Source organism: Gracilibacillus sp. JCM 18966, from assembly GCF_055392695.1.
On record NZ_AP043883.1, the window covers coordinates 3,127,705 to 3,140,293 of the forward strand.

Sequence of the window (12,589 nt, forward strand, 5' to 3'; positions counted from 1 at the left end):
GTTATTCTCTCAAAAAGTTGTTTCTTTTTATAACAAAATTTCGTATACTATGTAAGAAGGAAACCCTAGCACAGTGACAGGGTTTCCTTCTTTTTAGAAGCTAGCAAATGAGACGCAGCTTAGTCTGTAAGTGTTGCTAAGTACAAAGGTCTTGGAAGACATACACCTTGACTCTCATCTCTAAGGCGTTAGCTAGCAAGCTATTATGTATCGAGATTTGGATGGATATTATGCAAAAACTGTTGAAAATCTTATATGATTCGCTTATGATTTTATTGATTATTGTAACCATATTAACCCTATGGTCCGACAATGAAATAAATTCTGAGATACACTTTATTGTCTGGTTAGTGTTTGCAATTGATTTTATTGTAAGATTTGCCTTGGCTAAAGAAAAGTGGCAATTTATTAAGAAAAACCCTTTTTTGATAATAGCAGTTATTCCGTTGGATCAATTTTTTCAGTTAGCTAGAATAGTGAGGATTTTCTATCTTTTTCGAATTAAGACAATCACGAAATATTATATTAAACCTTATTTAGAGAAATTAGAGCGAACTCATAAACTAATCATAATATGTATAATTCCTTTTGGGTTATGGATAGAAGCACTAATTATCTGGAGAATGGATAACAAACTGGATTCATGGAATAATGCGATAATAGAAGTTTTTAGTCATCTTTTTTTATTTGCTAAAAGTATAGAAATGATACAACATTTTCCTACTATTATTCTGTTAAGCATCACTTCGATATTAGGGGTACTACTCCAAGGTTTAGCATTGCAATGGTTTTTTACAAAAATAGAGGATGTTTATCGCCGAAGTGTGAATTAGTTTCGAAGGAGGACATGGGATGTTTTTAATTGAAACATTTGTTTATATTGGAACAATGGCGTTTGCTATATCGGGTTCTATTTTAGCCATACGTAAAAATTTAGATATATTTGGAGTTTTGTTATTAGGACTAACTACTTCTTTGGCTGGTGGAGTTATACGTGATTTAATGATCGGAAATATACCGCCAACAAACTTGATCTACCCGCAATATTTTCTAGTCAGTTTGTTGGCGAGTTTAGTGACCATTTTATTTTATGAAAAGATTCGACAGTTTAAAAATAGTATTGCCTTTTTTGATGCGATTGGACTTGGTGTATTTACTGCTGTTGGCGCAAACGCAGCAATTAGTTTAGATTATTCACAACCCTTTCTTATTGTAGCAATGGGGCTGGTGACAGGGATTGGCGGTGGTGTTTTACGAGATGTATTCGTAAAAGAGATTCCGTTAGTATTTAGGAAGGAAATTTACGGAATAGCCTCCATAGCAGGGTCCCTTGTATTAATTCTAACAAATGATTTCCTTCCATTGATGATCAGCCTATATCTTTGTTTTATTATGACGTTTGCTATACGTATGCTTGCACTTAAATGGAAGTGGAATGTTCCAGTTGTCACCAAAAGAACTAAAATAAAAAATACGATCAAGTCTTAAGTAGCTTCTCGATTCGTGATATAGCCTGTCAGAATTACAGCCAATGTTAAAATACAGGAGAATAATAAAGGAATAACGGCATGATGAATTTGAAATAGCTGGATGATAAATTCTTCATGAACAATCATGTCGGCACCGGTGTAGACTAAAATTGCTGATCCAACATACATTAAAGACGGGAATTTTTTTAATAATATCACAATAAATTTAGCACCAAAAACCATAAGTGGGATGCTAATAATCACTCCGATAGCTAATAACGGAATATTTCCTGCTGATGCTCCAGCGATAGCTACTACATTGTCTAAGCTCATTACTAAATCAGCTGAAATGATTGTGAGGATGGCACGATATAAGGAATGATGGGAAGAGATGTCTGGATTCTCTTCTTTTTTTATTAAAATTTTGTAACCAATCCAAATGAGTAGGAGACCACCAATTAGATAGATAAATGGAAATCTCAACAAGTAAATAATTCCACTGGCAAAAAGTATTCGAAGCACAATTGCTCCTGCAACACCTATGAAAATGGCTCTATTTTGATATCTTTTCTCAAGATTTTTAGTTGCCATCGCGATAATTAGTGCATTATCACCAGATAGGACAATATCAATGGAGATTACTTGTAGCAAGCGAACCCAATCAATGTCCCATTGTAATAAATAAAATAACAATATAACCCCCCCTTGTAATGACTTACTATATTCTATGCTTATCCAATTTTCCTTTATGACAAAATGGTCCGTTTTTTTTGTACGAGCTACTTAAAATGTTTTTGTCGAATTAAGGTGAATTATGTAAAAGTATGTGTTCAAATCGAATTCTTTTATGTATAATGAAAATGGAAGACATCAATATAGGGAGTACAAAAATGGATGCTAAAAAACAAATAAAATTAATTTTTACTGTTATACTATCAATTATTTCCATTTTCTTTATCATCTTATGTGTCAAGACAACACAAATTATAAGTGATATGAATGCTTCTGAAAAAAAGACGACAAATGTACTCATACTAACGACAGATGAAATGACTGACCAGAGCTGGGGAAGTCTTGCTTATAAAGGGAAATTATTAATAGAAAAACAATTTGATGTTCAAGTTTCCATGGAAGATGAAGTAGATATTGACTCGGATTTAAAAAATTTGATAAAGGCAAACAATAATGAAAAAGAATTGGATTTAGTAATTGGCCATGGAAGAGAATTTTCAGAGGCTTTTTATACGATATCTAATCAATTTAAAGATATTCAATTTGTTACGATTCATGGTGATTATCTAAATTCCAATTTAACGGTTTATACATTTGATCATCAGGAGATGGAGTATGTTGCAGGTGTTGCTGCAGCATTACAAACAAAGACAAATAAAATAGGTGTGATTGACGCAGTTAATAATGAGCATTCGGATTGGGGGTTTTCCTCTGGGATAGAAGCCATTAATCCGAAGATTGAATTATTATATGAAGTTGTTTATAGTAGAGAGGACAAAGAAAGAGCCCTCTCGATAGCTGAAAAGATGATAGATGACGGTGTCGATATTATTTATACAAAAGGAAATGGTTATAACCAAGCCGTTATTAATTATGCCAAAACGAAAGGTATATATATGATTGGATACTTAGAAGATCAATCTTATATGGCAGAGAACCATATGTTAACAAGTGTGTTAAACAATGTTCCGCAAATGTATGTCGCTATTTTGAAAGATTTTCAAAAAGACCTTAAGACTCCGGAAAAGAAAGTTTATTTAGATTCATATGACGGAGTTTACGGACTAGCGCCATTAGGGAAAATGTACACAGAAGATGAAATAGAAATTATTGAACAAGAAAAAAAGGAAATTTTATCACAAAACAAAAAATGAAAGTGTTAAGAAGTGATTGGAGTAATGCAAATGCGCGATTTTTTTAAACAATTTTCATTAAAAAATAAGCTTTTAAGCATTCTCCTCTTTATCTTGGTTATTTTTAGTGGTTTTTCTCTTTTCCTGATTCAATCCATTGATGAAATAAGTGAAATTACTAATCGGATTAAAAACAAAAACATTCCAGAATTAACTTGGTATAAACAATTAGAGCAAGAAGTGATGATAAAAAAATATCTAGTGGAGGCTCACCTTGAGAAAGGAATAGAACCTGACCTAGTTGATAAATATCAAGATCTAGAAACTGAACAACAAGCAAGTGATTTGTCTGAATTAATGCCTATCCCAAAAGATTTGGAAGCTTACCAAAATCAAGTACAGACATTGGATTTTATCATTGTAAATAAAGTGGGAGGATTGCTAGAATACGAGAATCAAGAAGTAGCCGAAGATGTGATCAGAAATGAATACTTACCGAAGCTAGAAGAAATACATACATCCATTCAGTCTGCAAGTAATGAGGAATTTAAAATCTTTAATGAGAATGCCAATACTTATCCAGTTATTATTGAAAAGTCTTTGATCGTATTATTAGTTATTACATTAGTAGCATTTATCATTTCCATCATTTTATCCTATCGCATTAGCCGAAGTATGACAAAGCCAATTGAATCAATGGTGGAGAAGGTGAATAAAATTGCGAAAGGTAACTATGGTGAAAGACTAAAGCATTCCAACCAATTAGAGCTGCAAAGTCTGACGGAATCGATTAATCAAATGTCTCTTCAATTACAGCAGTCATTTCAAACCATTATTGGAGATAAAATAAAGCATGAACAGGTACTTAATTCGCTACCAATTGGCATTATTACATACGATAATAAAAGTCGAGAATATACGACTAACTCCTTTGTTTATAATACTTTGAAGATTACGACAGATGAATTGAAGCGATTAGTCATTGAGGAAACAGAGGAATTACATCCATTATTAGAAATGTTTATTTCCGAAAGAAATTATCACAATAAAAAGATTCTCATAAATTTAAATAAGAACAAATATGTATATTTAGTATCCCAAACAAAGTTAAGAGATCAGGAAGATAACATTACAGGTCGAATTTTTTATTTTATCGATGTCACAGAGTCAACACTTCTAGAAAAAAGAATTGTTCAATCTGAGAAATTAGCTCTAGTTGGGGAAATGGCAGCAATGTCAGCACACGAAATCAGAAACCCACTAACAGTTATTCATGGATTTTTAACGTTAATGCTAGAATCATCTGAAAAAGATTTGATGGAAAAGTATAATGTGAATTTAATGATGAAAGAAGTAGAAAGATTGTATTCCTTAGTCGAACAAATGCTTCTTATGTCTAAACAAAAAGAACCCGAAAAACAACTAACGAAAGTGAAGGATGTTTTAGATGATTTAATGCCTTTACTTAATAGTACTCTAGAGGCGAAGAATATTCATTGCGAGTTAGATATAGAAAATCATTATATTTTTGCTGATATGAAGCAATTAAAGCAAGTATTTCTGAATCTATTTAGAAATAGTATTGAAGCAATTGGTTCAAACGGAAAAATTGAAATCAAGTCAATGGTCGCGGCAGACCAGTGTATACTATCTTTTAAAGATAGTGGCCATGGAGTTCCTGACCATATAAAGGATAGTCTATTTGAACCTTTCTCAACGTCCAAATCTAATGGAACTGGTCTAGGGTTAAATTTAGTTCGACGTATAATAGAAAATCATAATGGCAAAATTTGCTTATCCCATTCAGACAAAACAGGAACGGAATTTAAAATTTCCCTTCCCATTGTTAAGGAAGCAATAACTAATAAAGGGGAGCCTCCTCCTAAACCAAACAATTGAAATAACAGACTGCTTTTTGATAAGATATAAGAGAAGCATTCGTCCGACAATTGCAGTCATTTCTAATTAGTACTGAGTATCGAAGGGTTACATATAGATAAATAGAGGAGTGGAAGAAAAATGGATTTTAATATTTTTATGGGTGATGTAGTGGAAGCGGCCAGAAAAGAGATTAAGGAAGCAGGATATACAGAGCTTCAAACCCCAGAATCAGTAGAAGAAACCCTTGAAAAAGAAGGTACCACCTTAGTGATGGTTAATTCTACCTGTGGTTGTGCAGGGGGTGTAGCAAGACCTGCTGCAGCAAGTGCGATCCATTACGACAAACGACCGAATCAATTAGTTACTGTTTTTGCTGGTCAAGATCGAGAAGCAACAGAAAAGGCTAGAGAATATTTTAAAGGTTATGCCCCATCTTCGCCATCATTTGCCTTATTGAAGGATGGAGAAATCTTAAAAATGGTGGAACGCCACGAAATCGAAGGACATAGTCCAGTAGAAGTGGTGAATAAGTTACAGCAATTATTTGATGCTTATTGTGAGGAAATATAAGTTAAAGAGGTAAGCAGAGAAGGGAAAGGATGTGATGATCTCCTTTCCCTTTTAATTGTAATATTTTCTGTTATTATCCTGAAGTTCACTGTTCGCAAGGAGTTTATTGAGAGATAAATGCTGATAATCCCATTGTGAATGTTGATAAAATCATTGCAGCAATCATAAGATAAACAATTAACTTAATTCTTCTTTGTCGTTTTGATTTTGATGCCATGCCGATAGCCTCCTTTTAGCAATACTACTATTTATTTTACATGGTATTTTATCATTGGACAAGTACATAATAGAATAAGATTCCTCGTCGTGTATATAGAACAATTTAAATGAAAGGATGGAAATAGGATGAATGAATTACGGATCGTACATCAATTTATTGAGCTCGTTCAAATTAATTCCGAAACGACAAAAGAGCGTGAGATAGCAGATTATATTTTAGATAAAATGAAAGATTTAGATCTTGAAGTATTAGAAGATGATAGTTACAAAGATACACAACACGAAGCTGGAAATATAATTGGCAAATTAACTGGAAAAAACGAAAATGCGGACAAGATTTATTTCACTGCTCATATGGATACAGTAACACCAGGAAATAATATTCAACCACAACAGAAGGATGGTTACATTATGTCAGATGGTAGCACCATACTAGGGGCGGATGATAAAGCAGGGATTGCAGCTATTTTTGAAACGATTCATCTCCTAAAAGAAAAGGATATCGAACATGGAGACATCTATTTTGCTATTATGAGTGGAGAGGAATCAGGATTAGTAGGTTCAAGACATTTTGACAAAAAGCATTTACCAGTGGATTATGGATATGCATTGGATAGTGATGGAACGGTAGGTCATATCATCACTTCTGCCCCTTCTCAAGCAAAGATCTATGCTACTATAACTGGTAAAGCGGCACACGCTGGTGTTCAACCCGAAAAAGGAGTATCTGCTATTAGTATTACGGCCAAGGCGATTACTAAAATGTCACTTGGTCGTATTGATGAAGAGACGACAGCGAACATTGGAAGTTTTGAAGGTCGAGGCCCTACAAACGTTGTATGTGATGAAGTGTTGCTAGTTGCAGAAGCTCGTTCCCTGTCAAAAGCTAAGCTAGATACGCAAGTAGAAATGATGACAAATGCGTTAAAAGAAACAGCAGAGCAAATGAACGGGAAAGCAAAGGTTAATGTAGAATATATGTATCCTGCATACCATTTTAGTAAAGAAGACAAAGTGGTTATGAATGCAATGGAAGCAGTGACAAAGATTGGACGAACTCCAAAACTCGTGAAAAGTGGTGGAGGTAGTGATGCAAACCACTTATCCGGAAAAGGGATTCCTACAGTTAACTTAGCAATTGGATATGAAAATATCCATACCAAACATGAAAAAATGCCGATAGAGGAATTATTAAAAATTCCAGAATTAATGATTGAAATCATTAAACAAGCAATTAAAAAGTAGTGAGAGAAAATGAATAAATGGTATCCGAAAAATGGTCGTGTAATCTTACATGTTGATATGAATAGCTTTTATGCGTCTGTTGAAATTGCCGATGACCCTAACTTAAAAAACAAGCCTGTGGCAATAGCGGGAAATCCAGATGAACGAAAAGGAATTATAGTAACAAGTAGTTATGAGGCAAGAAATAAAGGAGTAAAGACGACGATGCCTCTATGGGAAGCTAGAAAGCTATGTCCTGACTTAATAGTCATTCGTCCTAATTTCCCACGCTATCGAGAAATTTCCCAACAAATCTTCAAGCATCTAGAAACGTACACAGAATTTGTGGAGCCAGTCTCTATAGATGAAGCCTATATGGATATAACAAAATGTGCACATATTGGCTCTCCTTTAGAAATCGCTAAAATGATTCGAGAGGAGCTTCGCAAGGAACTAGGTTTACCATGTAGTATTGGTATTTCCCCGAATAAATTCTTGGCTAAAATGGCTTCTGATATGAAAAAACCAAATGGAATTACTATATTACGTAAAAGAGATGTTGAGACAAGGCTATGGCCACTACTATTAGAGCAAATGTATGGCGTTGGAAAAAAAACAGCGGAAAAATTACAGAAATATGATATTTATACTATCGGTGATTTAGTAAGAGCAGATACGCATGCTTTAAAAGCAATATTAGGGGTGAATGGGGAAAGGCTACAAGCAAGGGCGAAAGGAGAGGATCCACGACCAGTAGATCCTGATCAGGCGCAAGCATTTAAAAGTATAGGCAGTTCCATGACTTTTCCAATGGATATTGATGAGTATGATGAGCTTATTGTTCAACTACAAGACCTTTCTAAAAAGGTCGCTTTCCGGTTAGAAAGGAAAAAGGCAGTTGGAGATACCATTCAGCTTGTGATTCGTTATAACAATCGTCATACAGTTACACGCCGAATAAAATTACCTCATTTCATTGAGAAAGGGGAGCAGATCTTTTACTACAGTGAAACACTTTTAAGTAAGCATTGGAACGGTGAACCAGTTCGGTTATTGGGCATAACGATGCAGAATACGGAAAAAAAGGATGAATTATTTTATCAAATTAATCTTTTTGATTACCTTGATGAACTTCCGTAGTTTTAATGAAAAATTCGTCTAAATCGTTGGCAATTTGTGTATTAGTAAATACGGATTGTGCCTCCTGTAATAATTGATTGGACTCACTCTTATGAAACCTTGCGGAAATATGGGTTATAATTAACCGTTTTACTCTCGCTTCTTTAGCTAGATGGGCAGCTTGAATAGTGGTAGAATGAAAATAATCCCTTGCAAGCTGTCCTTGCTCCTTTGAAAAGGTCGCTTCATGAATGAGTAATGTTGCATTCTGCGCAAAAGCAATATGCTCCTCATTATACCTTGTATCACCGAATAAAACGATTACTCTTCCTTTTCTTGGCTTATCTATATATGGACTTGTATCGATTTCTTCCCCGCTTGGCAATGTTACAAAATCATTTTCTTTTATTTGTTGATAAACGGGACCGGGTAATATATTGTCTTTCTTTAACCGATCGACAAGCAATCTACCTGGCAAATCTTTTTCTTCCATACGAAAGCCGTAGCTTGTAATTCCGTGATCTAATTTTTTACAATAGACTTTAAATTTACTATCCTCAAAAATTAAACCTTCTTCCAATTCTTTAAAATATATGGAATAAGAAAGCCTTGTGCCACTAATCTCTAAGCTAGTTTCCACAAATTCTCGGATACCTTTAGGACCATAGATAAAAACAGGCTCCCTACCAGCTTGAAATGCCCGACTGCTTAAAAAACCGGGGAGGCCAAAAATATGATCACCATGAAGATGTGTGATAAAAATCTTATTAATCTTTCTAGGACTGACAGTTGTATGAAGTATTTGATGCTGGCTAGCTTCACCACAATCAAACATCCAAAATTCATTTAGTTCTTGTCGCAGATCTAACAGGATTGATGTAACATTTCGATTTTTGCTGGGCATTCCAGCTCCTGTACCGAGAAAAGTAACATTCATTTGATTCATTCCTTAAGGGTTGGTTAATTTTTTTTTGATTTGTATAGCTAAGCTTGGTATATCCGTAAATAATCCGTGTGCGCCTAATCGCAACACTCGAGCTATCGAGAAAGGATGATTAACCGTATAGACAGCCGTATAAATTTTTTCTGCCTTGGCTTTTTCGACTAATCGCTTGGATAATAATCGGTAGCGAATATGAAGACCTGTAACCCCTAATTCTTTAGCAAGTTGGACCAGATCGGGATTTCTTCTACTTGTTAAATAGGAGTATGGTATTGCACAATTAAGCTTTTGCAGACGCTTAAGACTCTTAAAATTAAAAGTCGAGATGACAGAAAGTTTTTCCATCTTATGTGCTTGGATTCTTTCACAAACAATTTTTTCAATGTGCTCATAATCAATGACACCATTTTTTAATTCTATATTCAGCTTTAACTTCTTCTTTTTATTCCATGCTAGTAACTGATCTAAAGTTGGGATGGTGGTATTGGAATAAGTAGAAGAAAACCATGACCCTGCATCTAATTCTTGGAGCTCTTTATATGTATAGTCTTGAACAAAACCAATTCCATCCGTCGTCCTTCTTACATTTTCATCATGAATGAGTACTGGTATTTGATCCTTCGTTAGTTGAACATCTGTTTCAATACCATCTGCTCCTTGTTTAGCAGCTAGTTCAAAAGCAGGCATTGTATTTTCTGGAGCTGCTTTACTTGCACCCCTATGTGCGTAAATAATTGGTGCCATTATAAATCCACTCCCGCCCTTTTAGTCTCCTCTGATTGTCTAGTATTTCTTATAAATTGTCAATGCTCTTAACATTCTTTACCTATTGTATTAATGATAGGACCTTTTTAGTCTTTATCCTTCGTTTTTGAGGTAATGTTTCGAATGGATGAATAAAGCAAATTACACCTTAAGAGAAGTCTCTTCTTATCCCATGATTATTTCATTATAGGAAGGATAAACTAAAGTATCAATTAGTGAAAGGGTGTTAGCAGTAAATGGAAAAAGTGTTTATTAGTCCAGCGAAATATGTTCAAGGTAAAAATGTAATAGAAAATATTAGTCAATATGTAAAGGGAATGGGAGATCAAACCATTGTCATGGCAGATGAATTAGTTTGGGACATTGCGGGACATAAAGTAGTCAATGAATTAAAAAAAGGAAGTATTAAGTCCGAAGAGGTATTATTTAAGGGAGAGGCATCAAAGGAAGAGATTAACCGTATCTCACAAACCGCAAAGGATACAGGGGCAACTATAGTTGTAGGTGTAGGTGGTGGTAAAACCCTAGATACTGCAAAAGCAGTAGCAGATGACCTTGATGCCTATACGGTTATTATACCAACCGCTGCCTCTGCAGATGCACCAACTAGTGCACTTTCTGTCGTTTATTCCGATGACGGCATTTTCGAGTCCTATCGCTTCTATAATCGGAATCCTGATTTAATCCTAGTAGATACAAAGGTGATTGCAGAAGCACCGCCACGACTTTTAACTTCTGGTATCGCGGATGCTATGGCGACCTGGATTGAAGCAAGAAGTGTTATTCGGTTCGGGGGAAAGACAATGGCTGGTGGTGCAACAACAATTGCTGCAGAAGCAATTGCAGAAAAATGTGAGGAAACGTTATTTAAATATGGCCATCTAGCTTATGAATCAGCAAAAGCCAAAGTAGTAACACCTGCACTAGAGTATATCGTGGAAGCTAATACATTACTTAGTGGACTAGGCTTTGAGAGTGGGGGATTGGGAGCTGCACATGCTATTCATAATGGTTTTACGGCACTTAAAGGAGATATACACCACTTAACTCACGGGGAAAAGGTAGCTTTTGGTACATTAGTGCAGTTAGCCTTAGAAAAGCATAGACTAGAAGAAATTGAAAAATATCTTGGATTTTTTATTAGTCTGGATTTACCCGTAACGTTAGCTGATATCAAACTGAAGGATGCTACTAGAGAAGATATTATGAAAGTGGCAAAAGCTGCAACCATTGATGGCGAGACCATTCACCAAGCATTTCATATTACAGCAGATCAGGTAGTGGACGCGATCTTTGCTGCCGATCAGTATGCTAAAGCATATAAGAAAAAGCAGCAGTTATAATTTGATTAAAAGAATGTGACCTTATGGGTAGGTTAACGAATCAGGTCACATTTTTTTGTAAGGTAAGACAGATAAAAATATGATCCCAAAGAAAAAGAGAAGCGCATTGGGCAACGTCCACGACGCGCCTAGAAAATAGGTAGGCGACTTCCCGCACCACCCTGCGATAAGTCATCATCGGTTTTAAATGTGAATGAAGGCTGACTAAATACGGATTGTGCGTCCAATGTCGGCATACCCCTATGAAGGGACATATTTCCATAATCTCAGTTGGTGCACTCCGTCGCTACGTTTCTAAACGGTCGCCCAGCGCTTTTATTGCTGCCATGCATGTATGTGTTTACTGACTAAGTCTTCGCTATATGGTAAAATAATTATAGGTGATGTGAATGAAATCGATCAATGGCAAAAAGGTTTTAATAACCGGGGCATCAAATGGTATTGGTGCTGCAGTGGCCCTTGAGCTTGCAAAAAGAGGGGCCATTCCGATTATGGTAGCTAGATCAAAAGACAAATTACAAACATTACAAAATAGATTAAAGGAAGATTTTCAAATTGAAGCTACGTACTATCCGGTTGATCTACTAAACCTTTCAGAGTGGAAACAAGTGATAGAACGAATAAAAATCGAAAATGTAGCGATAGATGCCATTATCAATAATGCAGGGATAGGTTTATTTGAATCATTAGACAAGATCGAGTGGAAAGAAGTAGAGAAAATGCTAAGACTTAATAACAAAGCATTGATATATACGACACATGCTTTTTTGCATCGGTTGAAACAGCGCCCAGAAGCTCACATTATTAATATAGCTTCACAAGCTGGCAAAATAGCCACACCAAAGTCTGCTGTTTATAGTGCAACGAAGTCTGGCGTGATCAGCTTTTCCAATGCTTTACGTCTCGAATTAATCGATACAAACATTCGAGTGATGACTGTTAATATTGGGCCTGTGAAAACAAACTTCTTTGACCATGCAGATCCATCAGGTAGTTACCAAAATAATGTAGCGAAATATATGTTAGATGCAGATTATGTGGCCAAGAAGATAGTCCAAGCAATGTTCACGAAAAAAAGGGAGATCAATTTGCCATACTGGATGCAAGTAGGCGCGATTGTTTATCAGCTTTTTCCAGCAACGATGGAAAAAGTTCTGCATAAGCAATTTCATTCAAAATAGGGGAGGTAGC

Annotated in this window: 13 protein-coding genes; 9 read left to right on the forward strand and 4 right to left on the reverse strand. The window is 35.4% G+C overall.

Annotation, left to right across the window (positions count from 1 at the left end):
- The first annotated feature begins 230 nt into the window (after positions 1-230).
- A complete protein-coding gene (locus tag ACZ5N5_RS15105; protein ID WP_277677914.1) occupies positions 231-833 on the forward strand; it encodes a transporter in 603 nt (200 codons plus the stop codon).
- Positions 834-852: 19 nt separating this feature from the next.
- Positions 853-1,488, forward strand: coding sequence for a trimeric intracellular cation channel family protein (locus ACZ5N5_RS15110; RefSeq protein WP_109984214.1), 636 nt, complete (start codon positions 853-855; stop codon positions 1,486-1,488).
- Here ACZ5N5_RS15110 and ACZ5N5_RS15115 read toward each other — a convergent pair.
- Positions 1,485-2,162 (reverse strand): TerC family protein, encoded by a 678-nt coding sequence (locus ACZ5N5_RS15115; protein ID WP_245902302.1) that lies wholly within the window; start codon positions 2,160-2,162, stop codon positions 1,485-1,487. The genes ACZ5N5_RS15110 and ACZ5N5_RS15115 overlap by 4 nt on opposite strands.
- Positions 2,163-2,359: 197 nt before the next feature.
- On the opposite strand from ACZ5N5_RS15115, the gene ACZ5N5_RS15120 reads away from it, so the two are divergent.
- The 3 genes from ACZ5N5_RS15120 (at position 2,360) to ACZ5N5_RS15130 (ending at position 5,785) form a co-directional block, all read left to right on the forward strand.
- A complete protein-coding gene (locus ACZ5N5_RS15120; protein ID WP_054859325.1) occupies positions 2,360-3,355 on the forward strand; it encodes a BMP family ABC transporter substrate-binding protein in 996 nt (331 codons plus the stop codon).
- A 30-nt stretch (positions 3,356-3,385) separates the two neighbouring features.
- Positions 3,386-5,233 (forward strand): sensor histidine kinase, encoded by a 1,848-nt coding sequence (locus tag ACZ5N5_RS15125; RefSeq protein WP_109984216.1) that lies wholly within the window; start codon positions 3,386-3,388, stop codon positions 5,231-5,233.
- 120 nt (positions 5,234-5,353) lie between these two features.
- The gene (locus ACZ5N5_RS15130) at positions 5,354-5,785 is read left to right on the forward strand and encodes a BrxA/BrxB family bacilliredoxin (RefSeq protein ID WP_054787950.1); all 432 of its coding nucleotides are present in this window, start codon (positions 5,354-5,356) and stop codon (positions 5,783-5,785) included.
- A gap of 103 nt (positions 5,786-5,888) precedes the next feature.
- Here ACZ5N5_RS15130 and prli42 read toward each other — a convergent pair whose 3' ends face one another.
- A complete protein-coding gene (gene prli42 / locus ACZ5N5_RS15135; protein WP_181397486.1) occupies positions 5,889-6,002 on the reverse strand; it encodes a stressosome-associated protein Prli42 in 114 nt (37 codons plus the stop codon).
- Positions 6,003-6,130: 128 nt separating this feature from the next.
- Between prli42 and ACZ5N5_RS15140 the strand changes: the two genes are divergently transcribed.
- Together ACZ5N5_RS15140 and ACZ5N5_RS15145 are read left to right on the forward strand one after the other, a co-directional pair.
- The gene (locus ACZ5N5_RS15140; protein ID WP_464372716.1) at positions 6,131-7,249 is read left to right on the forward strand and encodes a M20/M25/M40 family metallo-hydrolase; all 1,119 of its coding nucleotides are present in this window, start codon (positions 6,131-6,133) and stop codon (positions 7,247-7,249) included.
- A gap of 9 nt (positions 7,250-7,258) precedes the next feature.
- Positions 7,259-8,368: a DNA polymerase IV gene (locus ACZ5N5_RS15145; protein WP_464372717.1), complete on the forward strand. Its 1,110-nt coding sequence runs from the start codon at positions 7,259-7,261 to the stop codon at positions 8,366-8,368.
- Here the strand turns inward: ACZ5N5_RS15145 and rnz are convergent.
- Together rnz and ACZ5N5_RS15155 are read right to left on the reverse strand one after the other, a co-directional pair.
- Positions 8,334-9,284: a ribonuclease Z gene (gene rnz, locus ACZ5N5_RS15150; protein WP_464372718.1), complete on the reverse strand. Its 951-nt coding sequence runs from the start codon at positions 9,282-9,284 to the stop codon at positions 8,334-8,336. The genes ACZ5N5_RS15145 and rnz overlap by 35 nt on opposite strands.
- Positions 9,285-9,296: 12 nt before the next feature.
- Complete coding sequence (locus ACZ5N5_RS15155) at positions 9,297-10,034, reverse strand: glycerophosphodiester phosphodiesterase (protein ID WP_109984221.1); 738 nt, start codon at positions 10,032-10,034, stop codon at positions 9,297-9,299.
- A 257-nt stretch (positions 10,035-10,291) separates the two neighbouring features.
- On the opposite strand from ACZ5N5_RS15155, the gene ACZ5N5_RS15160 reads away from it, so the two are divergent.
- Positions 10,292-11,398 (forward strand): glycerol dehydrogenase, encoded by a 1,107-nt coding sequence (locus ACZ5N5_RS15160; RefSeq protein ID WP_109984222.1) that lies wholly within the window; start codon positions 10,292-10,294, stop codon positions 11,396-11,398.
- Positions 11,399-11,787: 389 nt separating this feature from the next.
- Complete coding sequence (locus tag ACZ5N5_RS15165; RefSeq protein ID WP_464368058.1) at positions 11,788-12,579, forward strand: SDR family NAD(P)-dependent oxidoreductase; 792 nt, start codon at positions 11,788-11,790, stop codon at positions 12,577-12,579.
- Positions 12,580-12,589: the final 10 nt, after the last annotated feature.